Below are 24,181 nucleotides of genomic sequence, written 5' to 3'. Positions count from 1 at the left end.
TTTCGTTAATCCTCCTCAACTGGAGAAAATGATGAGCCAAGTCACAGTACGTTCCGTGGTCTATCAGATTGATGGCCAGTCTTATGAAAGCCGCCTGGCGTTCGATGCCAGCCACAAGGGCCCACTGCCGGGGCTGCTGATGGCACCGAACTGGATGGGCGTGAGTGCGGGTGCCGAAGAAATCGCCAAGAGTGTTGCCGGCAAAGGCTACGTGGTGCTGATTGCCGATTTGTATGGGCAAACTGTACGCCCGACCAATGGCGATGAAGCCGGCGCAGCGATGATGCCGTTGAAAAATGATCGTCCATTGTTGAGCAAGCGTATGCAGGCGGCCTTCGAGCAACTGCAAGGCCAGACCGAGACAGCCGTTGATACGTCGAAGCTGGCAACCTTCGGTTTCTGCTTCGGCGGTTGCTGCGCTCTGGAATTGGCACGTACCGGTGCGCCGGTGAAGGCGGCTGTCTCTTTCCACGGTACCCTCGACACGCCGAACCCGGCGGATGCGAAAAACATCAAGGGTTCAGTGTTGGTATTGCATGGTGCGTCCGACCCATTGGTGCCCAAAGAGCAACTGCCAGCGTTCGAAGAGGAAATGAACGCAGCGGGTGTGGATTGGCAGTTGCTGAGCTACGGCGGCGCAGTGCATTCCTTCACCGATCCCCATGCCAATGTGCCAGGCAAGATGATGTACGACGCCAAGACCGCTGCGCGGGCTTTCCAGTCGATGCATAACTTGTTGGATGAAGTGTTCAAGGGCTGATTCTGACGCCATCGCGGGCAAGCCCTGTTCCCACATTTCAAGGTGCACACCCATCCAGTGTGGGAGCTGGCTTGCCTGCGATAGCTATTTCACAGGCAACTCAATTCGTTCTGACTCCCCCGGCACCGTCGGCCAATCCCCAGCAGCCCAGCGCTGTCTGGCGTGCTCGATCACTGCCGGATCGCTCGCCACGAAATTCCAGTTGATCCGCCGCGGCCCGTCCAGCGGCGCCCCACCAAACACCATCACATGGCAGTCGGTTTCGGCAAACAATGTCATCTCTTGCCCTGGCGGCAATACCACCAGGCTATGCACTGCCAGCGGCTCACCGTCGAGCTGCGCCTCACCTTCCAGCACATACACCGCGCGCTCCTCATGCTCATCGGGGATCAGCAAGGTGGTGGCTGTTTGCATCTGCACTTCGGCATACAACGTCGGCGAGAGCACCGGCACTGGTGACTTGAGACAGAAACCATCACCGGCAATCAGGCGCACCTGCACGCCCAGGTTATCGTTCACCGGCAAGCTCGCCGCCGGGTGATGGCTGTAATGGCCAGGGCCGGTCTCGTGGTCTTTGGGGGAGGCGAGCCATACTTGCAGGCCATGCAGGTTGAAACCACTGGCCTTGAGCGCTTCAGGGGTACGCTCGACATGGGCAATCGCGCTGCCAGCGGTCATCCAGCTGACATCGCCGGCCTGCACCACCTGATCCGAGCCGAGGCTGTCCTTGTGCTGCAAGGCGCCTTCAAACAGGTAGGTGAGGGTAGACAGGCCGATATGCGGATGTTGGCGGATATTCATGCCGGTACCCGGCGCATAGGCGGTGGGCAGCATATGGTCGAAAAACACAAAGGGCCCGACGCTACGGCATTCACGGGAAGGCAGCGGGCGCAGGATCGGCTGCCCTTCGACATCTTCGGCGCGGGGGCGGATCACGGTAAGGGTGGTCATGGTGCATCCCTGTCTGAGCGGGTTGGATGCGTCTGAGCATAACCCGCCCGATGGGAAGTTGGCGCTATGCGCTGAAGGCACCTTCCGATAATTTCGTCTCGATGCTGATTTCGGCGGTGGTCATCAGCTTGTGTACCGGGCACTTGTCCGCAACGCGATGCAACTCCTCGCGCTGCTCATCGCTCAGCACACCCTTGAGGGTCAATTTGACGCTGAGTTTGTATTTGCCTTTCTGCTCTTCGGCGGCGTCGTGGGTCACTTCAACGGTCACGCCGGTGAGCGGGATATCTTTCTTCTGCGCATAGAGCTTGACCGTCAAGGCTTTGCATGACGCCAGCGCAGCATCGAAATAGTCGTGGGGAGAGGGCGCCGAGTCGTCGCCACCCAGGCTCTTTGGCAGGTCGGTAAACAGTTCGTGGTGATTGATATTGACGCTGTGACGGAAGTTTTCAGCGTTCAATGTATTAACGGTAACAGGCATGGCGAACCTCTCAAGGGGCAGGATGAAGATCATGCAGTTATAGAGCATGCTGGCGCTCAAGTGTTCCAGTTTTTCCGCGCTGAACCTCGAAGGTAGGCGCAAGGTCTACCCGTATCAGCCCTGATTGAGGTTTCACCGTGCTTCGGACCCGCCTGAGTCTTGCCTTGTTGCTCGCTGCCAGCAGCCTTGCCGCGCAGGCCCGCGACTATGCCTACAGTGACGCGCACATGCATTACGTGGATTTTTTCCAGGAAACGGCAGGCATGGACAAACTGCTCAAGGCGATGTCCGAGAACCGCATCGAACATGTAATGATTTCCGGCATCCCCGTGGCCAAGAAGTGGCACGAAGACGAGCCCAAGCGCCCCCGCTACTACGCTGGTGATGACGCCGATGCCTATTGGTACAGCGCCACCGATGTGATTGTGGCGGCAGCGGTCAATAAGCTGACCCCTGAGCAGCGCCAGCACTTTCACCCGTTCCTGGCCGGCTTCAACCCCAACGACAAGAACTCCGCTGCTCATATCCAGCGCATGATCGACCTCAACCCCGGGCTGTGGCAGGGCATCGGTGAAGTGTTTACCCGCCACGACGACCTTACCGCCCTGACCTCAGGCGACACGCCCCGCGCCAACAACGAAGCCATGACGCGTATCTATCACCTGGCCGCTGAAAATGACTTGCCGGTGCTGCTGCACTCCAATATCACATCAAAGCGCGAGCGCAACCCGCTGTACCTGGCGGAAGTCGAAGAGCCGTTGCGTAACCACCCGCATACGCGCTTTATCTGGGCCCATGGTGGTACCAGCAAGGAAATCCATCGGCACCAGGTGCAGATGGATTTTTTGCTGCCAACCTTGAGCCGTATGCTTGAGGCGTACCCCAACCTGTATATCGACCTGTCCTGGAGCATGCTCACGCCCTATCTGCTGGATGAGGCGGGTCAGCCTCGGCAGGAGTGGGTGAAGCTGGTGGAGCGCTTCCCTGAGCGCTTTATGCTGGGATCTGACGTGGTAGGGCGTTTCAATAAGTTAGGTAAGGAGATGCGTCGCTTCGAGCCCTTCCTCGATGCATTGCCCGAGGAGGTGGCGCACAAGGTGGCGCGGGATAATTTCCTTGCCATCCTGCCCAAGCCGCCTGGCAATGGTCAGGTGCATTGATATCGCGTTTTCGTATTACATAAATGTCGGAGGGGGCCGATAACTTCCAAGACCATACTGCAGGTGGATGCAGTACTTTTTGGAAGGAATCCAGGCATGAATATCCGTAGTTTGAATATCGCGCCTCGCGCCGGCTTGGGCTTTGGCGTGCTGGCCTTGATGGTATTCGCGTTGGGCGGCTTTGCCCTGTTGCAGATGGCCAATATGCGCCAGCAGTCGGACCAGGTGGAGAACAACTGGTTGCCCAGCGTCATGGCGGTGGGGGAGATGAATCAGGACCTGCTGCGCGTGCGTGCGCTGACCCTGCGCCTGTTGGTTAACCGCGATCCGCAGGCGCTGGCACAAAACGAGCAGAAACTGACCGACCTCAAGAATGGCATGCCCCATGCGCAAGCCCTCTACGAAGCGCTGATCGTGCTCCCTGAAGAGCGCACGCTATTCGATCGTTTCAAGGCCCAGGAGCAGCAATACCTGCAACGTCAGGATCAGGTCATGGCGTTTTCCAAGGGCAACCGGCTCGACGAGGCGATCACAGTGGTCAATGGCGAGATGAATCAGCTCGCCGACCAAATTGCGGTTACCTTGCGCGATCTGGTCAACCTCAATAAAACCAGTGCCAACCAGGCGGCCAGCCTCGCGCAAAGCGTTTTCAGTCAGTCGCGTACCGGGGTGATTGGCATGATCATCCTCACGGCACTGATCACCGTTGGCCTGGCGGTCTGGCTGACCCGCAGCATCGTGTTGCCGCTGGCGCAGTCGCTGAAAGTGGCCCAGGGCGTGGCCAGTGGCGACCTGACCGGCGAGATCCGCGTGAGCGGCAGCGATGAGCCGGCGCGTTTGCAGCAGGCTCTCAAGGGCATGCAGGAGAATCTGCGCGATACTATCCGGCGCATTGCTGAATCGTCCAACCAATTGGCTTCTGCTTCCGAAGAACTCAGTTGCGTGACGGAGGATGCCACGCGCGGCCTGCATCAGCAGAACCAGGAGATCGAACAGGCGGCCACGGCGGTCAACCAGATGACGGCGGCGGTGGAAGAGGTGGCGAGCAACGCGGTGGCCACGTCCCATGCTTCACGCGATTCTGACCGCATTGCCCAGCAGGGCCGCGAACAGGTGCAGCAAACGGTGGTGTCGATTGAGGCCCTGGCCACGGATGTGACCGCCAATGTGACCCAGGTCGAGGCGCTGGCGCAAAAGGTCTATGGCATCAGTAAAGTCCTGGACGTGATTCGCTCGATTGCCGAGCAAACCAACCTGCTGGCACTGAACGCGGCCATTGAAGCGGCGCGAGCCGGGGATGCCGGGCGCGGTTTTGCGGTGGTGGCCGATGAAGTGCGTGCCTTGGCCCATCGCACGCAACAGTCGACCCAGGAAATCGAGCAGATGATCAGTGGGATTCAGCAGGGCACCGACCAGGCTGTCAGCTCCATGCAGCAGAGCAATACGCGGGCGCGTTCCACGCTGGATATCGCCAAGTCTGCCGGCACGGCGCTGGAAGAGATCGCCTCGGCATTCACCCTGATCAACGAGCGCAACCTGTTGATTGCCAGTGCTTCGGAGCAGCAGGCAGCAGTGGCGCGGGAGGTAGATCGTAACTTGACGAATATCCGCGACCTGGCGCACCAGACGTCGACCGGCGCCAACCAGACCAGCGCCGCGAGCCAGGAGCTGTCGCGGTTGGCGGTGGATCTGAATTCGATGGTGGCGCGGTTTTCGGTGTAGGGCGTGGAACCGGGTTGGCCCATTCGCAGGCAAGCCAGCTCCCACACTGGACTGCATTCCTTCAGGATGAGCGCGGTCGAAGGTGGGAGCTGGCTTGCCTGCGATGAAGGCGACGCGGTTTCAAATCAAAGCGCAAAAAAAAGCCCCGAACCAGTCGGGGCTTTTTCATGTGATCAACCTGCGAGGCTTACTTGCCCTGCCAGCGTTTCAGCACCAGGGTGGCGTTGGTGCCACCGAAGCCGAAGCTGTTGCTCATCACGGTGTCGATTTTTGCATCTTCACGGGTCTTGGTCAGGATCGGCATATCAGCAACGGCTGGGTCCAGCTCGTCGATGTTGGCCGAGCCGGCCATGAAGTTGCCTTCCATCATCAGCAGGCAGTAGATCGCTTCGTGAACGCCGGCGGCGCCCAGGGAGTGACCCGACAGGCTCTTGGTAGAGCTGATGGCCGGAGCCTTGTCGCCGAATACCGCACGTACGCCTTCCATTTCCTTGGCGTCGCCGACCGGAGTCGAGGTGCCGTGGGTGTTCAGGTAGTCGATTGGGGTATCAACGGTGGACATGGCCATCTGCATGCAGCGGATCGCGCCTTCGCCGCTTGGGGCAACCATGTCGTAGCCGTCGGATGTTGCGCCGTAGCCGACGATTTCCGCGTAGATCTTGGCGCCGCGGGCCAGAGCGTGTTCCAGCTCTTCAACCACGACCATGCCGCCACCGCCGGCGATGACGAAACCGTCACGCTTGGCGTCGTAGGCGCGAGAGGCTTTCTCTGGGGTTTCGTTGTACTGGGTGGACAGTGCGCCCATGGCGTCGAACAGGAACGACTGGCTCCAATGCTCTTCTTCACCGCCGCCGGCGAATACGATGTCCTGCTTGCCCAGCTGGATCTGCTCAACGGCAGTCCCGATGCAGTGGGCGCTGGTGGCGCACGCGGAGGAGATCGAGTAGTTCACACCCTTGATGGCGAACGGCGTCGCCAGGCAGGCGGAAACGGTGCTGCCCATGGTCCGCGTTACACGGTACGGGCCAACGCGCTTCACGCCTTTTTCGCGCAGGATATCCAGCGCTTCCATCTGGTTGAGGGTCGATGCGCCGCCGGAGCCGGCAATCAGGCCGGTGCGTACGTTCGAAACCTGGTCTTCGCTCAGGCCCGAATCGGCGATCGCGTCTTTCATGGCCAGGTAGGCGTAGGCGGCAGCGTGGCCGACGAAGCGATAGATCTTGCGATCGATCAGTTCTTCGAGGGGCAGGTCGATGGAGCCGGAAACCTGGCTACGCAGACCCATTTCGGCATATTCCGGGTTGAAGCGGATGCCAGGGCGACTTGCACGCAGGTTAGCGGTGACGGTCTCTTTGTCATTGCCCAGGCAAGAAACGATGCCCAGACCAGTGATAACGACGCGGCGCATGCGGATAACCCTTAAAAGTTGTCAGTGGAAGTGAATACGCCGACCCGAAGGCCTTCGGCAGTATAGATCTCGCGACCGTCGACAGTCACCGAACCGTCGGCGATGGCCAGGTTCAGCTTGCCCTTGAGGACGCGCTTGATTTGAATGTTGTAGGTGACTTTCTTGGCGGTCGGCAGGACTTGGCCAAAGAACTTCACTTCGCCCGAACCCAGGGCGCGACCGCGGCCCGGCAGGCCTTGCCAGCCCAGGTAGAAGCCGACCAGTTGCCACATGGCGTCGAGGCCCAGGCAGCCTGGCATCACAGGGTCGCCTTCGAAATGGCAGGCGAAGAACCAGAGGTCCGGGGTGATATCCAGCTCGGCGACCAATTCACCTTTGCCGTACTTGCCACCTTCTTCGCTGATATGGGTGATGCGATCCACCATCAGCATGTTCGGGGCGGGCAGTTGCGCGTTACCTGGGCCGAACAGCTCACCGCGACTGCAGCGCAGCAGGTCTTCCCGAGTAAAGGCGTTTTGTTTGGTCATGCGAGCTCCTCAATAATCCCATGCGGCTGGGTTGGGCAAATCTTCCCGAACCGAATGAAGCGTTCATGCCTCATAGCGGCAGCCTACACATAGACTATTGCGTTGTAGTGAAAGTCACAGCGGCAAGGTACTCAATGTACACTTGTTCACTGAAATTTTAAACCGGACCTGTTTATCGGCCCGTTCGGGTGCCTAAGACTGCCGCACTTTCGTCTTTCACGCCAGTCGCAGTTGGTTGATGGCGCGGCGCTATTGCACCCAGCGTTGCAGGATTTGCTGCAAATCCGTGCGTTTGAACGGCTTGGCCAGGTAATCGTTCATTCCGGCTGCCAGACAGGCTTCGCGGTCGCCCTGCAAGGCATTGGCCGTCAGGGCAATGATCGGCAGATCGGCGCAGCCAGGCAGTTGGCGAATCTGGCGAGTGGCTTCGTAGCCGTCGATCAATGGCAGCCGGCAATCCATCAGGATAGCAGTGAAGATCAGGCTCTCGGCGCTGCGGATCGCCTCGGCGCCGTCGGTGGCCAGGCTGACTTCAAAGCCCAGGCTGCGCAGCATTGCTTCGACCACGGTACGGTTGACCGGGTTGTCTTCCACCAGCAATACGTGGCGTCCTTCGCCGGCACTGGCCTTGCCGAGGGCGTCGGGCGTAATGGCCTGTACTTGTTGCTGATCGATGGCCAGCGGGATTTCCAGGGTAAACACCGAGCCCCGGCCTTCTTCGCTTTGAGCCCGCAAGGTGCCACCCATGCGTTCGGCCAGGGTGCGGGCGATGGGCAAGCCCAGGCCAGTCCCGCCGTAACGTCTGGAAATGGAGCTGTCGGCCTGCTGGAACGCATCGAACATCAGCTCCAGGCGTTCGGCGCAAATACCGATACCGCTGTCGCGCACGGTGCAGGTGAACCACACCAGTTCGTGGTCCAGGGTTTGCCAATGGGGCTCGACGGTCACGCTGCCGCGTTCGGTAAATTTCAACGCATTACCGATCAGGTTTACCAGGATCTGCCGGATCCGCGTCGGATCGCCTCGCACCCGTAGGGCCTCCATGCCCGCAGGAATCGGCAGCTCCAGGCTCAGCCCGCGTTGCTGGGCACTGTGCTGGAACGCTTGGGCGCAACTGTTGATCAGGTCGGCAAGGTTGAACGCAATATGTTCCAGTTCCAGGGCGGCGCGCTCAATGCGTGAGAAGTCGAGGATGTCGTTGATCACCTTGAGCAGGTGCTCGGTGGACTCGGAGGCCAGCGCCGCGTACTCGGTCTGTTCGGCAGTCATGTCGGTGGTTTCCAGCAGTTGCAACATGCCCAGCACGCCGTTCATGGGCGTGCGCAGTTCATGGCTCATCATCGCCAGGAAATCCGATTTGGCATTGTTCGCACGCTCGGCCTCCTCGCGGGTCTGGATCAACTGGGCCATGGCTTGTTGCTGCTCGCGACTGGCCTGGTTCAGGCCTTCGGCCAGGTTGTTGATATGCCGCGAAAGGTCACCCAGCTCCGAATCATCGACAATCGGTAGCGGGGTTTTGTAATCGCCTTGCTGGATAGCCTTGACCGCATGGCCCATCGCGCTTATTGGTTGCGACAGGCTTGCCGCCAGGCGTCGTGCCAACAGGAAGGTAAACAGCAAGGCGAACAGCGCCAGGATCCCGGCCTTGAACAGGATTTCCTGCTGACGCTGGCTGAACGCGTCGTTGGACATGCCGACAATCACCCGCCCCAGGTAGTCGGCTCGGGGTGCCTTGGGTTCGTTGAGGTTGTCTTGGAAAAAGTCATTGTTGAGCTGGATGTGTTGCAGGCGGATTGGCGCCTGGAACACCTTCACGGACAGCGAGCGGTCGCGTCTTTCCGACGGCTGCTCGACATACACCAGAATGTTTTCGGCACTGTTCTGAATCTCCAGGAAGCGCACGTGAGGCGTGGCCAAGGTCGCACGCAGCAGCGCTTCAAGCACATCGTTGTTGCCGGAAATCACTCCATACTCAGTCGCGGGCGCCAGTTGGTTGGCGATCAATTGGCCGGTGTGGTCCAGCTCCTGGCGCAAATCCTGGATCCGTACGAAGGTAAAGAAGCTGATCAACAGCAGGGTCAACAATAACGCGGGGCCCAGGGTAATGAGCTGGGTGCGGGTGTTGATATCCCAACGGCGACGCAAGGTCATGGGCGTTTCTCTCCTTCGGCCAAGCGGGCGGCGACGGCGGTTTCATCAACCTGTTCGATGCCCAGTGAGCGCGCGACTTGCGGGTTGCCCACGACTTTGAAGTGTTGCGGGTACAACGTGTGCGGCCAATTGGCCGGCGGGTGATCCAGCAGGCGGTCGAGCACGGCAAGCCAGTCGGGCTGATCGCTGTAGGTGCTGGCCAGGCTGCCGGCCCGGACAAACCCGGCATTGGGCCCTATCAGGGGCAGTTGCTGGGCGTAGCTGCTCAGCAACAGGTTCTTTACTGTTTTGGGGTTGTACAGTTGCGGGTCGTCAAGGCCGAGCAGCACATCGCTGTTCTTGAACAGGGTTTGCAGCGGACGGCTGTCACTGGTGTTGTCCCAGAGCTGAGGCACGATTTCCAGGCCCAGGGGGGTGGCAAACCGGATCAGCTCGCGCAGCAGGAATTCACTGTCGGCACCGTAAAGCACGCCGATACGTCGTGCCTGCGGCAGGGTGTCGGCGATCAGGCGCAACTGACGCTCCAGCGGCGGGTCGCTCCATAGCAGGCTGATTTTGGCCGGGTGCGTATTGCCCAGGCGTTGCCGAGCCTGCAGACGGCTGATGCGCAGCACCAGGGTCGGCGGTCCCTGGGTATCCAGCAGGCGCCAATCGAGGCTGGGCAGGTCGAGGAGGATCAAGCGAGTGCCGGCGGGCAACTGGCTTGGTGCCGGCAAGTTCTTGAGCGGGGTGAAGCTGACCCGGTCGTCGGGGCGCTGCTGGGCAAGGGCCTGGGTGAAGGCTTGCACCCCGGCGCCGTCTTCGGCAGCCGTCAGCAGGATATCGGCACTCCACGCCGGCACCGCCAGCAGCAGGCACGCGAGCAGCACGCCACGGCGCCACAATCGTGAAAGCAGCAAGAGGGTCATCCGTGACTGATCGGCCATGTCAGAAGTCCAGCTCGGCGCTGAAGTAGAGAACGTGACGATGGTCGTAATTATTGTCGGCCCAGGTGGTGGGCTGGTCATCAAGGCGTTGCTGCAACATGCCGGCCAGCTCCACATTGGTTTTGCCCACGGCAATGCGTTTGGCTACCCGCAGGTCGACCCGTTGGAAGCGATACTGGTTAAGGGCGTCGTCGCCATAGTAGAACAGGGCGCTGGACCACCCCTGGCCCCACTCTCGCAGCCAACCGGCCGAGCCGCTGTTGCGCGCGGTTTGCGCCTTGTCCCGCGGGTTGCTGGAAGTAGCGTCGACATAAGCGTAGGTCAGGCGCAGGCGGTCGGTGTTGCTCATGCGCCAGTCGAACTGTGATTCGGCACCGGTAAAGCGCGAGCTGTTGGCGTTGCTGGCGATGTATTGGTTGTTGCGCAGCGGCGAGCTGATCATGTCGGTGATTTCGTCATAGAACAGCTTCACGTCGACATTCAGCCCCAGGTCGGCAAAGAACCCGTTGTAGCCCAGTTCCCGGGAGCGCATCAACTCTTTGTCGAGGTCGCCAGGGCCGCGCGTCACGACAAAATATTGCCCGGAGTTTTGTCCGTAGGCCGGGGAGCTGAGGTTGTTGACGCGGTAGCTCCAATTGACGTTGTTCTCGAACATGTCCGGCGAGCGGATCGCCTCGGAGTAAACCGCCCGCAACCCGTGACGGGGGTTGATCAGGTAATTGACCGCCACACGCGGCGTCAGTGAGTCGCCGCTCAGGTGACTGTCTTCGTACATGGCGCCACCCTGCAGCAGCCAGTGTTCGCTGGCCCGCCATTCCAGGTGCCCGAACAGGCGCCAGGTGGTGTCGTCCAGGGTTCCATTGAAGTAGGTGTCCGAGTCGGCGCGGTCATAGCGATAGTTGATGCCGCTGACCAGGCGCAAGCTGTCGGAGAGGCTGAAGGTGTCCTGGATCTCCACGTCGTAGCGGCTTTCGCGGGTGCTTTGGTCGATATCGCCGCAGACGGTGTCCTTGCCGCCGTGGTTTTTCCATTGATCCAGCACCTGGTTGGCCAATGCCTGCTCGGCGGCGCTTCCCGGGGGTGGGGAGCCTTGGCTGTAGGTGTCCATGTGCCGCGCCAACAGTTCGGCATAGTTGGGGTTCAGTTGCCACAACTGGGTTAACTGCGGGCTGAACGAGACCTTGGCATCACAGGCTTTCCAGACCTGTCGGCGGTCCCATTGCTGGGCTGAACCCTGGATATACAGACTGTGATCGGGATTGAAGTCGAAATTCCAGCGCAAAGAGCCAGCGTAGTCCTTGGCGACAACATCGGAATTGCTGCCGCCTTCGCTGATCCCGTCAAACACCGGGGTGTAGGTATAAGGGCGCTGATTGGTGCCTTCCTTGGCATTGAGTTGCCAGTCGATACTTTGTTGCGCGTTCAGCGTCTGGCTCACCGCCAGGCTGAAACGGTTGAGACGGCGACCGTCACGGCGGTCGGCGCCGACCGCGTCGCTGTCAAAACCATCGTCCTGTTGCCCGGACAGGGATAAGCGCAAATCGCCGGTTTCCCAACCCACGCCCTGGCTGGCATAGAAGTCGTTGATCCCCCGTTCGCCGCGGGTGACCTTCACCCGCGAGCCTTGGCTGTTGGCGGGGGAACGGGTGAGGATATTGACCACCGCCATCAGTGCATTGGCGCCATAGCTGACGGTGTTGGGGCCGCGAAATACCTCGATGCGCTCGATATCTTCCATGGCCACCGGGATATCGCTCCAGTCCACCGTGGCCAGGCCGGCACGGTACACCGAACGCCCGTCGATCAGCACCTGCATCCGCCGCGCATCACTGGCGCTGGTGCCGTGGTAGTTGACCGACGCCTGGTTGCCGGTGGTATAGCCGACCATCATCCCGGGCACCAGGCGCAGCAGTTCGGCGATGTCCCGTGCGCCGCTGGCCTTGATCAGCTCACTGTCGATCACCGTCATGCTGCCGGGTACGGCGGCGGCCGATTGCTTGAGGCGCGTGGCGGTCAACACCTGCGGCAGCGGCTGGCTGTCGAGAAACAGATCGTCAGCCAGTGCAGGTAGGCTGCACAACAGCATCAACCATAGAGATGAGCGAGGAGGAGGGCCCAGGTACACGGCACGGCCTTGTTAATGACGGATAGCCGCCCATGTTAACTGAGGTGGGGCTATTTGCCAGTCGTCGGACTTGCAATTACTTCGTACAAACGTGGCATTTTCCGACAAGTGCGCGAATTGATACGGGGGCTGGCCGCAAGCCGGGCGCTCCGTATAATGCCGCCATCGCCATTGGTATGGATTAACGGATTGCATATGACTCAACAGCGCCCTATTGCGGTCCTGGGAGGCGGAAGTTTTGGCACCGCCGTGGCTAACCTGCTGGCCGAGAACGGCCACGCCGTGCGTCAGTGGATGCGCGACCCCGAGCAGGCTGAAGCCATTCGCGTGCGCCGGGAAAACCCCCGTTACCTTAAAGGCATCAAGATTCATCCAGCTGTCGAACCGGTTACCGACCTGCTGGAAACGCTCACTGCGTGCGACCTGTGCTTCGTCGCGCTGCCCTCCAGTGCGTTGCGCTCAGTGCTGGCGCCGCACGCCGAGCGCCTGGCAGGCAAGTTGCTGGTCAGCCTGACCAAAGGCATTGAGGCCCAGACCTTCAAACTGATGAGTGAAATCCTCACCGAGATTGCCCCACTGGCCCGCATTGGCGTGCTGTCCGGGCCGAACCTGGCACGGGAGGTGGCCGAACACGCCTTGACCGCCACGGTGGTTGCCAGTGAAGACGACGCCTTGTGTGAGCAGGTACAGGCCGTGCTGCATGGCCGCACCTTCCGGGTCTACGCCAGCGCCGATCGCTTTGGTGTCGAGTTGGGCGGGGCGCTGAAAAACGTCTACGCGATCATTGCCGGCATGGCCGTCGCCTTGGGCATGGGTGAAAACACCAAGAGTATGCTGATCACCCGTGCGCTGGCCGAGATGACCCGCTTTGCGGTGAACCAGGGCGCCAACCCGATGACGTTCCTGGGCCTTGCGGGCGTGGGTGACTTGATCGTCACCTGCTCATCGCCCAAAAGCCGCAACTATCAGGTAGGTTTTGCCCTGGGCCAAGGGCTGAGCCTGGAAGACGCTGTGACGCGTCTGGGTGAAGTGGCCGAAGGGGTCAACACCCTCAAGGTATTGAAGGCCAAGGCCCAGGAAGTGGGGGTGTATATGCCGCTGGTCGCCGGTTTGCACGCGATCCTGTTCGAAGGGCGCACCTTGGAGCAGGTCATCGAGTTGCTGATGCGGGCCGAGCCCAAGACCGATGTCGACTTTATTTCTACCAGTGGTTTCAACTGAGGAACGCGCCATGAACGATCCGAAAGCAGCCCCCAAATATGAGTCGATTGCCTTGCGCATCCTGTGGATGCTGGCGTTTGCGCTGGTGTGGCAGGTGGCGCAATTGCTGCTCGGCGCGTTGGTGGTGGTGCAATTGATTTACCGGCTTGTCTACGGTGCGCCGAACCTGGGCCTGATGAATTTTGGCGATAGCCTCAGCCAGTTCCTGGCGCAGATCGGCCGCTTCGGTAGCTTCCACACCGACCAAAAGCCTTGGCCGTTTGCCGATTGGCCAGCCCCGCGTGCACCCGAAGGCGAAGTCGCCCACAGCGTGCCGCCAGCACCGCACCCGGTGCGTGATGAAGAGCCAAAGCTATGAAGTTGTGGGTTTTGCGCCACGGGGAGGCCCAGGTGCACGCCCGCACGGACGCTGAACGCAATCTTACCGAGCATGGCCGTGCCGAAGTATTGCGCAGCGCTGCGCACCTGATCGGGCAGCCGCTCAGTGCCATCATCGCCAGCCCTTATGTGCGGGCGCAGCAGACGGCTCAATTGGTGCGCGGAGTTTTGGGGTTCGAGCCGGATGTGCGCACGGTGCCGTGGTTGACGCCCGATGGTGATGTTCAGCAGGTGCTGAGGGAACTTGATACTGATGACGACGTGTTGCTGGTCAGCCATCAGCCTTTGGTGGGCAGTTTGATCAGCTTTTTGCAGCATGGGCATCAGCGTCAGCCACAGCCGATGTATACGGCCAGTCTGGCGGAGCTTGAGGGGGATTTTCCGCTGGCGGGTTTGATGCGTCTGGTGGGGGTGAAGAATCCCTGGGCATAAGGGGCGAGGCTGGGCCTGTGGCGAGGGAGCTTGCTCCCGTGACGACCTGCCAGCCGACACAGCTATACCGAGTACATATCCATTCCTGTGATAACGGCTGATATTGGTTCCGCTTTTACAGCGGGTCACTTTTGAAAAGCGCAAAAGTAACCCAAACGCTCTTGCCCCACCACTCGGCACCTCGCTCAGGCTCGGTGTGCCCGTAATCCGCCATGGATTTGGGGGGCCGCCGCCACGCGCCATCCATGGCGCGGGGCGGCTAAACCGGCATCCCTGCAGGTTTACCCCCCAAATCCCTGTCGAATTCCGGCCAGCGTGGTTTGACGGGGCGCCTAAGATCAAGATCAAAAGCAGATCAAGAGCGGCTCGCTTCGCATCGTGGTTACGGGGGGGGCTCGTGTACTTCGCCAGCAGGCCGTTGGCTTTGTGTGTGCTATACAGTCAGCCAAGCAAGTGCTTGGTTGGCTGTATCTCGGATCACAAAGGAGCGCGTCCCATGCCTGTCGCTTTTCGTTTGCCGTTGCAGGTCTTCTTCGAGCGTGAAGCGCGGCACCCGCGTAAGGTTTTTCTGGTGCAGCCCATTGACGGTGGCGAGGTGCAGACCCTCACCTGGGGCGATGTCGGCCACCAGGCCCGGTGCGCCGCTCATTGGTTGCGTGCACGAGACTTGCCCCAAGGTTCGCACATCGCCCTGATCTCGAAAAACTGCGCGCACTGGATCATCGCCGACCTGGCGATCTGGATGGCCGGGCACGTTTCGGTGCCGCTTTATCCCAACCTCACCGCTGACTCTGTCGCCCATGTGCTGACCCATTCCGAGGCGGCGTTGGCGTTGATCGGCAAGCTCGATGACTGGCCGGCAATGGCGCCGGGTGTGCCAGCGGGTGTGCCAACCATTAGCCTGCCGCTCTGCCCGGCGGGGACGTTCGATTTCAGCTGGGCGGACCTGCAAGCCTGCTCACCGATCCAGGACCATCCCGAACCCCTTGGCTCGACACTGGCCACCATCGTCTATACCTCCGGGACGACCGGTTTGCCGAAGGGTGTGATGCAAACGTTCGGGGCACTGGGTTTCGCTGCCACTCGCGGCACCGAGTTGTTCGGCCTGGGGGAGGGCGATCGGTTGCTGTCCTACCTGCCGCTGTGCCACGTCGCCGAACGCATGTTTGTGGAAATGGCGGCGATCTACACCGGGCAAACCGTTTTTTTTGCGCAAAGCCTGGACACCTTCCTGCAAGATTTGCGCAGGGCCCGGCCGACGGCCTTGTTTGGCGTGCCACGTATCTGGACCAAATTCCAGTTGGGTGTCTACGCCAAGGTCCCGGAAAAACGTCTCGACACCCTGTTACGCCTGCCTTTTATCGGCAAGCGCGTCGGTCATAAAGTGCTCGCGGGACTGGGGCTGGATGCACTGCGTATTGCCCTGTCCGGTGCGGCACCCGTGCCCGAGGCCTTGCTGGGTTGGTATCAGCGCCTGGGCCTGGACGTGCTGGAGGTGTACGGCATGAGCGAAAACTGCGGCTATTCCCATGTGTGCCGCCCCGGTGCACAGACGCTGGGTTGGATCGGCCTGCCCTGCCCAGGTGTAGAAGTGCGTATCGACCCATCAGGCGAAGTGCAGGTACGCAGCGGCGCGACCATGCTGGGCTACTTCAAGGACCCGCAAAAAACCGCTGAGACCCTTACCGAAGATGGCTTCCTGCGTACCGGCGACAAGGGTGAGCAGGACGCAGACGGCCGTCTGCGCTTGACCGGGCGCCTCAAGGAGATTTTCAAGACCAGTAAAGGCAAATACGTGGCCCCGGCGCCGATTGAAAATCGTCTGGCCGAACATGCACGCATCGAACAGGTGTGTGTAGTCGGCGAGGGGCTTGGCGCACCGATCGGGCTATGCGTGTTGTCGGCACAGGGCCAAGACCGCCAAACGCTTGGAACCCACCTTGACCACTGGCTGGCACAGGTCAACGCCGGGCTGGATAGACATGAGCGCTTGCGCCAATTGGTGGTGGTGAAAGACAACTGGGCGGTGGAAAACGGCTTTCTCACGCCGACCTTGAAGATCAAACGCAACGTGATCGAGTCGACGTACGGGCCACATTTGCACACTTGGAGCGAGCGCGCTGAAACCGTTCTGTGGCAGGATTAGGATCGTAATAAAACCAACAAGGACAACCCTATGAGCCTGTGGCGCACCCAACCGAATATCGAACAACTCAACGCGATTCAGAAAAACACCATCGGTGAGTTGCTCGATATTCGTTTCGAAAGCTTCGACGAGCACTCCCTCACTGCCAGCATGGTGGTCGATCACCGCACCCATCAGCCCTACGGCCTGCTGCACGGTGGCGCCTCGGTGGTGCTGGCCGAGAGCGTCGGCTCCATGGCTGCTTACCTGTGCATCGATGCCAGCAAGTTTTATTGCGTGGGCCTTGAGGTCAATGCCAACCACCTGCGTGGCGTGCGCAGCGGGCGGGTGACGGCGGTGGCCAAGGCCATTCATATCGGGCGCACCACACAGGTATGGGATATCCGCCTGAGCAGCGATGATGGCAAGGCCAGTTGCGTCTCGCGCCTGACCATGGCCGTGGTGCCGCTGGGCGAAAACCCGCCGGCACGATAGGCGTGGCGTGAGTGTCATCATTCCTGGCAGTTACAGTCATTGCTGCAGGCGGCCGGCATGGTGACAATCAACCTCTGTTTTTATCGATGGAACCTGTATGTCGCAGCACGTGTTTTTTACCCACGCCAATGGCTTCCCTTCGGCCACCTACGGCAAGCTGTTTGCCGCGCTGGCCCCGGAATATACGGTGGCGCATCTGCCGCAGCACGGTCACGACCCCAGGTTCCCGGTGGATGATAACTGGCAGAACCTGGTGGACGAGTTGATCCACCACCTTGAGCAACAGCCGGAACCCGTGTGGGGCGTCGGCCATTCCCTCGGTGGCGTGCTGCATTTGCACGCGGCCATGCGTTGCCCGCAGTTGTACCGTGGCGTGGTGATGCTGGATTCGCCGGTGCTCACCCGTGCCGACCGCTGGGTGATCCGCGCCGCCAAGCGCTTTGGTTTTATTGATCGACTGACACCGGCCGGGCGTACCCTTGGCCGGCGTGAAGAATTCACCGACCTGGACACCGCGCGCAGCTACTTCGCCGGCAAAACCCTGTTTCGTGGCTTCGACCCCGAGTGCTTCGACGCGTATTTGCAGCATGGCTTGCAGCAAGTCGGCGACCGCCTGCGCCTGCGCTTCGACCCGGCCACCGAAATCAGCATCTATCGCGGCGTGCCGCACACCAGCCCGGGCCAGGTACGCCAGTTGAAAGTGCCACTGGCCGTGGTGCGCGGTCGCCAGAGCCGAGTGGTCATGCGTCACCATGCCAGCGGCGTCGGCCGCTTGCCCATGGGCGAAATGCTCACTATGCCGGGCGGTCATATGTTCCCCCTCGAACGCCCCCAGGACACGGCTGCCTTGATCAAGAACCTGTTCGCCCGCTGGCAAGCCCGCGAGCGCAGTTGCGCATGAGTACGCCGGTCGAAGAAGTTCGCCTGAGCCTGGCGCATATCGAATTGGCCGCGCACCTGTTCGGGCCCGAGGATGGCCTGCCGGTGATCGCCCTGCATGGCTGGCTGGACAACGCCAACAGTTTTGCGCGCCTTGCGCCGAAGCTGCACGGGTTGCGCATCATTGCTCTGGATATGGCCGGGCACGGGCATTCGGCCCATCGCCCGGCAGGCGCGGGTTATGCCTTGTGGGATTACGTCTACGACGTGCTGCAGGTGGCCGAACAATTGGGGTTGAAACGTTTTGCATTACTTGGCCACTCCCTGGGCGCCATCGTCTCGCTGGTGTTGGCCGGGGCGTTGCCGGAGCGAGTGACGCACCTGGGTTTGATCGACGGTGTGATCCCGCCGACCGCCAGCGGCGAGAATGCAGCCGAGCGTCTGGGCATGGCCTTGCAGGCGCAACTGAACCTGCAGGACAAGCGCAAGCCGGTCTACAACACCCTCGAAAAAGCGGTTGAAGCGCGAATGAAGGGCGTGGTGGCGGTCAGTCGTGAAGCGGCGCAACTGCTGGCCCAGCGCGGTTTGATGCCGGTGCCTGGCGGTTACACCTGGCGCAGCGACAGTCGCCTGACCCTGGCATCGCCGATGCGTCTGACCGATGAACAGGCCATGGCTTTTGTGCGTCGCGTCAGTTGCCCGGCGCAGTTGGTGGTGGCGGCTGACGGCATGTTGGCGAAACATGCCGAATTGCTTTCTCAGCTACCCTTCAGCGTTACCACGCTGCCAGGTGGCCATCATTTGCACCTGAATGATGAGTCCGGCGCCGCTCTTGTTGCAGACTGTTTCAATCGGTTCTTCTCCACGCCTTGACTTGGCGGGGTCAACTGCCGAGGCTGGGCGGATTGAAAGGGAGTCAACCATGAACACACTCAACATCGCTGTGACCTCCATTGGCCAGGGCCTATCGATCCGATGAGCCTGGGTAAAGGATGTATCCGTGCCCTTGGCCTTTGCTGTTTCAGCCCCCTGGTGTTTGCCGCCGATGTGCCAGGCAGCCAGGATTTACCTACCGTATCCCGCCAGGTCGACGCGCAAATTGTCGACTATCGCCCCGCTGAAGAGAAGGAACGCATCTACCCCATGGGCGCGATCCGCAAGATCAGCGGCCAGTTGCGTTACGAAGGCCAGGCCACCGCGCGCGGCCAGGCCACTGCAATCACCTATGAATTGCCCGCGGAGCACAGCTCCAGCGCCGCCTTTACTGCAACGCGTGAAGCTTTGCAGGCCAAGGGCGCGCAGCTGTTGTTCTGGTGCCAGGCCCGCGATTGCGGCGAGAGCAGTCTGTGGGCCAATGAAGTGTTCGGCAACGCCAAGCTGGTGGGGGCCGACGGCCAGCAGGAATACCTGCTGCTGCGCCTGGCCGCCCCGCAGAACAACTCGCTGGTCGCGCTGTACGGCATTACTCGCGGCAACCGACGCGCTTACCTGCATGTGGAGCAACTCGATGCCAGCGCGCCTTTGGGCGATCTGCTACCCACCTCGGCCACCCTGCTGCGAGAGCTCAAAAGCACGGGCGAGTTGGATCTCCCTGCATTGGCCGCCGAGCCTGATGACACCTGGCTGACCTTGATTTCCCGTGGGTTGAACCTTGATACCACCTTGCGCGTGAGCCTGACCGGCCCGAAAGCCGAGGCCTGGCGCCAGGCCCTGGTCGACAAGGGCGTGCGCGCCGCACGCCTGGAAACCGGCAGCGGTGACGCTAAGGGTTTGCACCTGCATCTGATACGCTGACCGTTACAAGGCGAACGGACCCGTGCCGTTCGCCTAAGCTCTCTTCCTACAGCCATATTCTCGAGATACCCGATGCTCAATAACGATCGCCTGCTGGTGCAAATCCTGCTGCTGGTGCTGTTTGGTGCCAGCTTCTGGGTCATGGCGCCGTTCTGGTCGGCGCTGTTCTGGGGCGCGGTGCTGGCGTTTGCCAGTTGGCCGCTGATGCGTTTGCTCACTCGCTGGCTGGGCGGACGGGAGTCCCTGGCTGCTGGCATCCTGACCTTGGGCTGGATGCTGCTGGTGGCGGTGCCGCTGGTGTGGCTGGGGTTCAACCTGGCCGACCATGTGCGCGATGCGGTGGCGCTGATCAAAGACATTCAGGTCGACGGCTTGCCCGAGGCGCCGACCTGGTTGGGCTCGATCCCGTTCGTCGGCGAGCGTCTGGTGGCGATGTGGGACAGCATTGACCAACAAGGCGCGGCGTTGATGGTCAGCATCAAGCCGTACCTCGGCCAGGTCGGCAACTGGTTGCTGGCACGCAGTGCGCAAATTGGCGGCGGTATTCTTGAGCTGACCCTGAGCCTGGTCTTCGTGTTCTTTTTCTACCGTGATGGGCCGCGCCTGGCGATGTTTGTGCACCGTCTGCTGGAGCGGCTGATCGGTGAACGTGCCGGCTATTACATCGAGCTGGTGGCCGGTACGGTGCAGCGGGTGGTCAATGGTGTGATCGGCACAGCGGCGGCCCAGGCCTTGCTGGCGCTGATCGGCTTTCTGATCGCCGGCGTGCCGGGTGCGCTGGTGCTGGGTATTGTTACCTTCCTGCTCAGCCTGATCCCCATGGGCCCGCCGCTGGTGTGGATTCCGGCCACGGCCTGGCTGGCGTGGAAGGGTGACTACACCTATGCGGTGTTCCTGGGGGTATGGGGTACGTTTGTGATCAGCGGTGTGGACAACGTGCTCAAGCCGTATCTGATCAGTCGTGGCGGTAACCTGCCGTTGGTGATTGTGCTGCTGGGGGTGTTTGGGGGGTTGATCGCCTTTGGCTTTATCGGGCTGTTTATCGGGCCGACGCTGCTGGCGGTGGCGTACAGCCTGTTGACGGACTGGAGCGCTACCCAGGCGCAAGTGCGTCGTGACGACAAGCCGTGTAATTGAGGGGCTAGGCATCAGGATGTGATGTGACGCGGCACCTGTGGGAGGGGGCTTGCTCCCGATGGCGGCCTCAGGGCCGGCCAGGATGTTGGATCCGACTGAGTACATATCCGTTATTTGGGTAACGGCTGATATTGGTTCCGCTTTTACAGCGGGTCACTTTTGAAAAGCGCAAAAGTAACCCAAACGCTCTTGCCCCACCACTCGGCACCTCGCCTAGGCTCGGTGTGCCCGTAATCCGCCATGGATTTGGGGGGCCGCCGCCACGCGCCATCCATGGCGCGGGGCGGCTAAACCGGCATCCCTGCCGGTTTACCCCCCAAATCCCTGTCGAATTCCGGCCAGCGTGGTTTGACGGGGCGCCTGAGATCAAAAGCAGATCAAGATCAAGATCAAGATCAAGATCAAGATCAAGATCAAGATCAAGATCAAGATCAAGATCAAGAGCGGCTCGCTTCGCATCGTGGTTACCGTGGGTGCGGCAAGCTGCACAGTTGTATAGAAGGGAGAAGCCTCAGCCCCTCGGCAACCACATCACGGCAGTCAACCCACCACCCGGCGTGTCCTCCAGGCTCAAGTGCCCGCCTAGCCGCTCGACGGCCTCTCTGGCAATGGTCATCCCCAAACCGACCCCTCCGGAGTTGCGGTTGCGCGAGCCCTCCAGCCGGAAGAATGGTTCGAACACTGCTTCGCGTTTATCGGCGGCGATCCCCGGGCCGTTATCGATCACCCTGATCACCAATGCGCCACGGCTGTCGGCCAGTTCTACCCGGGCCATACCGGCATAGCGCAGCGCGTTGTCGATCAGGTTGTTGAGGCATGAGCGCAGGGCCATGGGCTGCACTTGCAAGGGCGCGCAGGTGCCTGAAAATTGCACGTCGCAGCCCTGGTCCTGGGCGTTCTCGCTGAGGGACTCCACCAGCGCCTGCACGTCGAGCCAATGCCGCGTCTCGCTGGTGCGTTGTTCGTGCAGGTAGCTCAGGGTGGCGTCGAGCATATCGATCATGTCGTTCAGGTCCTGACGCATCTGGCCTTGCAGCTTGGTGTCTTCGATCTGTTCCAGGCGCAGTTTGAGGCGTGATAACGGGGTGCGCAGGTCGTGAGAGACCGCACCGAGCATACGTGCTCGCTGGCTGACTTGTTCGCGGATGCGCTTTTGCATCAGGTTGAAGGTCGAGGCTGCTTGCCTTGCCTCGCGCGGGCCGGATTCCACCAGCGGCGGGCTGTCGAGGTCGACGCTCAAACGCTCGGCTGCGGCACTCAGGCGCTGGATCGGCCGGCTCAGCAGCTTGGCGCCGTACCAGGCGGCAATGATCAGCGAGATGAATTGAAACGTCAGCGGTACCAGCGGGCCACCAAACCAAGGGCGAGGTTCCTTGCGCAGCGGTTTGAGGGTGCCGTCCGGTTGTTCGACGAATGCCTGGGGAGGCGGAGGCGGTGGCCGGCCGTAGTGGTGGAACCAGAAGAGCGCCAGCACGTGGGCCAGTACAATGGCCACCAGCAATAGGCCGAACAGTCGCCCGAACAGCGTATTGAAGGTGGCGCGCATCAACCGATATCCCGGGCGTCGAACAGGTAGCCTTCGCCGCGTACGGTCTTGATCAACTGCGGGGCCTTGGGGTCATCCCCCAGTTTCTGGCGCAGGCGTGATACCAGCAAGTCGATGCTGCGATCAAAGGCTTCGATGGAGCGACCACGGGCCGCATCCAGCAGTTGCTCGCGGCTCAATACGCGGCGCGGGCGTTCGATGAACACCCACAGCAAGCGAAACTCGGCGTTGGACAGCGGCACCACCAGGCCGTCATCGGCCACCAACTGGCGCAGTACGCTGTTGAGGCGCCATGTGTCGAAGCGGATGTTGGCCCGTTGCTCGGTGCGGTCATCGCGCACCCGGCGCAGGATGGTCTGGATACGGGCCACCAGCTCCCGGGGCTCGAACGGTTTGGACATATAGTCATCAGCGCCCAGTTCCAGGCCGATGATGCGGTCGGTGGGTTCGCAGCGGGCCGTGAGCATCAGTATCGGAATGTCCGACTCGGCACGCAGCCAGCGGCACAGCGACAACCCGTCCTCGCCCGGCAGCATCAGGTCCAGTACCACCACATCGAAGGTTTCCGCTTGCATGGCTTGGCGCATGGCGGCGCCGTCGGTGACGCCCAAGGCCAGAATATTGAAGCGCGCCAGGTAGTCGATCAGCAGTTCGCGGATCGGCACGTCGTCGTCGACGATCAGCGCACGGGTGGTCCAGCGCTTGTCTTCGGCGATCGTCGTGCCTTTAGGCTCTTCGTTTACGGGGACGGAAGGGGTCTGCATAGTGCGATCATCTGCCTGAGTAGTGCTGTCAGCATAGGCGCCCAGCGCCGTGGCTGGAAATGCTGGGCGTGCGATAGTGTGCGAGGCTAGCCGGGCGGCGTGTTGAGGGCGTGTCGTGAATGTATCGACTTTGAAACAAGTGCTCGAAATCGCGTGTATCGGGCACTTGATCAGTATTTACCGATCATCGGATCCCGCAACGGCGCTGCTTGCGCTACAATCCGCGCCGATTTCGACTTGCCTGAGAGCCCATTCCAATGTCCGTCTGCCAGACTCCTATCATCGTCGCCCTGGATTACCCCACTCGTGACGCCGCACTGAAGCTGGCTGACCAGTTGGACCCCACGCTATGCCGGGTCAAGGTCGGCAAGGAACTGTTCACCAGTTGCGCGGCGGAAATCGTCGGCACCCTGCGGGACAAAGGCTTCGAAGTGTTCCTGGACCTGAAATTCCATGACATCCCCAACACCACGGCAATGGCCGTGAAGGCTGCGGCCGAAATGGGCGTGTGGATGGTCAATGTGCACTGCTCCGGCGGCTTGCGCATGATGAGCGCGTGCCGCGAAGTGCTGGAACAGCGCAGCGGCCCCAAACCGCTGCTGATCGGCGTGACCGTGCTGACCAGCATGGAGCGCGAAGACCTGGCCGGTATTGGCCTGGATATCGAGCCTCAGACGCAGGTATTGCGCCTGGCGGCTCTGGCGCAGAAAGCCGGCCTCGATGGCCTGGTATGCTCGGCCCTGGAAGCCCAGGCCCTGAAAAACGCCCACCCGTCGTTGCAACTGGTGACGCCGGGTATTCGCCCGGCGGGCAGCGCGCAGGATGACCAACGCCGTATCCTGACCCCGCGCCAGGCCCTGGATGCCGGTTCGGACTACCTGGTGATCGGCCGTCCGATCAGCCAGGCGGCGGATCCGGCCAAAGCGTTGGCCGCGGTGGTTGCCGAAATCGCCTGATTCTCAGGGGAACACGGTAAAAAATGTGTGAGGGGGCTTACCCCCCAAATCCCTGTCGAATTCCGGCCAGCGTGGTTTAACGGGGCGCCTAAGATCAAAAGCAGAGCAAGAGCAAGAGCAAGAGCAAGAGCAAGAGCAAGAGCAAGAGCAAGCAGCGAGTCAGCATGGTCATCGTGGGCAAGCCCTAATGCCAGTCAGTCAAGCGTACATCGCCCTCTGTAGGAGCGAGCTTGCTCGCGAAAA

Annotated in this window: 22 protein-coding genes and 1 pseudogene; 14 read left to right on the top strand and 9 right to left on the bottom strand. The window is 61.1% G+C overall.

What is annotated here, in order from left to right:
• The first annotated feature begins 31 nt into the window (after nucleotides 1–31).
• Entirely contained in the window at nucleotides 32–760 is a 729-nt protein-coding gene (locus tag QMK52_RS25675) for a dienelactone hydrolase family protein (RefSeq protein WP_320403634.1), read from the top strand.
• An 84-nt stretch (nucleotides 761–844) separates the two neighbouring features.
• On the opposite strand, the gene QMK52_RS25670 is transcribed toward QMK52_RS25675, so the two are convergent.
• Together QMK52_RS25670 and QMK52_RS25665 are read right to left on the bottom strand one after the other, a co-directional pair.
• Nucleotides 845–1,711: a pirin family protein gene (locus QMK52_RS25670; RefSeq protein WP_005786595.1), complete on the bottom strand. Its 867-nt coding sequence runs from the start codon at nucleotides 1,709–1,711 to the stop codon at nucleotides 845–847.
• A gap of 64 nt (nucleotides 1,712–1,775) precedes the next feature.
• Nucleotides 1,776–2,192: an OsmC family protein gene (locus QMK52_RS25665; protein WP_005786596.1), complete on the bottom strand. Its 417-nt coding sequence runs from the start codon at nucleotides 2,190–2,192 to the stop codon at nucleotides 1,776–1,778.
• 137 nt (nucleotides 2,193–2,329) lie between these two features.
• Between QMK52_RS25665 and QMK52_RS25660 the strand changes: the two genes are divergently transcribed.
• The 3 genes and pseudogenes from QMK52_RS25660 to QMK52_RS27500 all read left to right on the top strand — a co-directional run bounded on the left by QMK52_RS25660 (nucleotide 2,330) and on the right by QMK52_RS27500 (nucleotide 5,074).
• Nucleotides 2,330–3,352, top strand: a complete 1,023-nt coding sequence (locus QMK52_RS25660; protein ID WP_005786598.1) for an amidohydrolase family protein — start codon at nucleotides 2,330–2,332, stop codon at nucleotides 3,350–3,352.
• Nucleotides 3,353–3,448: 96 nt separating this feature from the next.
• Nucleotides 3,449–4,219 (top strand): annotated as a pseudogene (locus tag QMK52_RS27505) (MCP four helix bundle domain-containing protein); the annotation flags it as partial.
• Nucleotides 4,211–5,074, top strand: coding sequence for a methyl-accepting chemotaxis protein (locus QMK52_RS27500; protein WP_413817855.1), 864 nt, complete (start codon nucleotides 4,211–4,213; stop codon nucleotides 5,072–5,074). The pseudogene QMK52_RS27505 and the gene QMK52_RS27500, both read left to right, overlap by 9 nt.
• Before the next feature lie 187 nt (nucleotides 5,075–5,261).
• Here the strand turns inward: QMK52_RS27500 and fabB are convergent, their stop codons facing one another.
• From fabB to QMK52_RS25630, 5 genes are all read right to left on the bottom strand, one after another.
• Entirely contained in the window at nucleotides 5,262–6,482 is a 1,221-nt protein-coding gene (gene fabB, locus QMK52_RS25650; protein ID WP_005786601.1) for a beta-ketoacyl-ACP synthase I, read from the bottom strand.
• Between the two features lie 11 nt (nucleotides 6,483–6,493).
• Complete coding sequence (gene fabA, locus QMK52_RS25645) at nucleotides 6,494–7,009, bottom strand: 3-hydroxyacyl-[acyl-carrier-protein] dehydratase FabA (protein WP_003210552.1); 516 nt, start codon at nucleotides 7,007–7,009, stop codon at nucleotides 6,494–6,496.
• A 249-nt stretch (nucleotides 7,010–7,258) separates the two neighbouring features.
• A complete protein-coding gene (locus tag QMK52_RS25640) occupies nucleotides 7,259–9,160 on the bottom strand; it encodes an ATP-binding protein (protein WP_005786609.1) in 1,902 nt (633 codons plus the stop codon).
• On the bottom strand, nucleotides 9,157–10,086 hold the full coding sequence (locus tag QMK52_RS25635; RefSeq protein WP_005786610.1) for an ABC transporter substrate-binding protein: 930 nt from the start codon (nucleotides 10,084–10,086) through the stop codon (nucleotides 9,157–9,159). Before QMK52_RS25635 ends, QMK52_RS25640 begins: the two co-directional genes overlap by 4 nt.
• A 1-nt stretch (nucleotide 10,087) precedes the next feature.
• A complete protein-coding gene (locus QMK52_RS25630; protein ID WP_320403632.1) occupies nucleotides 10,088–12,211 on the bottom strand; it encodes a TonB-dependent receptor plug domain-containing protein in 2,124 nt (707 codons plus the stop codon).
• 195 nt (nucleotides 12,212–12,406) lie between these two features.
• Here QMK52_RS25630 and QMK52_RS25625 point away from each other — a divergent pair, with 195 nt between their 5' ends.
• The 9 genes from QMK52_RS25625 (at nucleotide 12,407) to QMK52_RS25585 (ending at nucleotide 20,672) form a co-directional block, all read left to right on the top strand.
• A complete protein-coding gene (locus QMK52_RS25625; RefSeq protein ID WP_320403631.1) occupies nucleotides 12,407–13,432 on the top strand; it encodes an NAD(P)H-dependent glycerol-3-phosphate dehydrogenase in 1,026 nt (341 codons plus the stop codon).
• A 10-nt stretch (nucleotides 13,433–13,442) separates the two neighbouring features.
• A complete protein-coding gene (locus tag QMK52_RS25620; protein ID WP_005786615.1) occupies nucleotides 13,443–13,790 on the top strand; it encodes a DUF4389 domain-containing protein in 348 nt (115 codons plus the stop codon).
• Nucleotides 13,787–14,242, top strand: a complete 456-nt coding sequence (gene sixA / locus QMK52_RS25615) for a phosphohistidine phosphatase SixA (RefSeq protein ID WP_005786617.1) — start codon at nucleotides 13,787–13,789, stop codon at nucleotides 14,240–14,242. The genes QMK52_RS25620 and sixA overlap by 4 nt, the downstream gene beginning before the upstream one ends.
• Nucleotides 14,243–14,738: 496 nt before the next feature.
• Nucleotides 14,739–16,388 carry an AMP-binding protein gene (locus QMK52_RS25610; protein ID WP_320403630.1) on the top strand — a complete coding sequence of 550 codons (1,650 nt, stop codon included), beginning with the start codon at nucleotides 14,739–14,741 and terminating at the stop codon, nucleotides 16,386–16,388.
• 30 nt (nucleotides 16,389–16,418) lie between these two features.
• Entirely contained in the window at nucleotides 16,419–16,862 is a 444-nt protein-coding gene (locus QMK52_RS25605) for a hotdog fold thioesterase (protein ID WP_078820736.1), read from the top strand.
• A 97-nt stretch (nucleotides 16,863–16,959) separates the two neighbouring features.
• Nucleotides 16,960–17,763 (top strand): alpha/beta fold hydrolase, encoded by an 804-nt coding sequence (locus QMK52_RS25600; RefSeq protein ID WP_122733907.1) that lies wholly within the window; start codon nucleotides 16,960–16,962, stop codon nucleotides 17,761–17,763.
• On the top strand, nucleotides 17,760–18,614 hold the full coding sequence (locus tag QMK52_RS25595; RefSeq protein ID WP_122733908.1) for an alpha/beta hydrolase: 855 nt from the start codon (nucleotides 17,760–17,762) through the stop codon (nucleotides 18,612–18,614). The genes QMK52_RS25600 and QMK52_RS25595 overlap by 4 nt, the downstream gene beginning before the upstream one ends.
• Nucleotides 18,615–18,716: 102 nt before the next feature.
• On the top strand, nucleotides 18,717–19,535 hold the full coding sequence (locus tag QMK52_RS25590) for a DUF4892 domain-containing protein (RefSeq protein WP_005786628.1): 819 nt from the start codon (nucleotides 18,717–18,719) through the stop codon (nucleotides 19,533–19,535).
• 72 nt (nucleotides 19,536–19,607) lie between these two features.
• On the top strand, nucleotides 19,608–20,672 hold the full coding sequence (locus QMK52_RS25585; RefSeq protein WP_005786630.1) for an AI-2E family transporter: 1,065 nt from the start codon (nucleotides 19,608–19,610) through the stop codon (nucleotides 20,670–20,672).
• A 511-nt stretch (nucleotides 20,673–21,183) separates the two neighbouring features.
• On the opposite strand, the gene QMK52_RS25580 is transcribed toward QMK52_RS25585, so the two are convergent.
• Entirely contained in the window at nucleotides 21,184–22,218 is a 1,035-nt protein-coding gene (locus tag QMK52_RS25580) for a sensor histidine kinase (protein ID WP_005786632.1), read from the bottom strand.
• Nucleotides 22,218–22,982 (bottom strand): response regulator, encoded by a 765-nt coding sequence (locus QMK52_RS25575; protein ID WP_320403629.1) that lies wholly within the window; start codon nucleotides 22,980–22,982, stop codon nucleotides 22,218–22,220. The genes QMK52_RS25580 and QMK52_RS25575 overlap by 1 nt, the downstream gene beginning before the upstream one ends.
• A gap of 257 nt (nucleotides 22,983–23,239) precedes the next feature.
• Between QMK52_RS25575 and pyrF the strand changes: the two genes are divergently transcribed.
• Nucleotides 23,240–23,938 (top strand): orotidine-5'-phosphate decarboxylase, encoded by a 699-nt coding sequence (gene pyrF, locus QMK52_RS25570; protein ID WP_005786636.1) that lies wholly within the window; start codon nucleotides 23,240–23,242, stop codon nucleotides 23,936–23,938.
• Nucleotides 23,939–24,181 lie beyond the last annotated feature (243 nt).

Origin of the sequence: Pseudomonas sp. P9_2, from assembly GCF_034008255.1 — a bacterium.
Taxonomy (GTDB): domain Bacteria; phylum Pseudomonadota; class Gammaproteobacteria; order Pseudomonadales; family Pseudomonadaceae; genus Aquipseudomonas; species Aquipseudomonas synxantha_A.
This window is presented reverse-complemented; position numbering and strand designations above follow the sequence as displayed.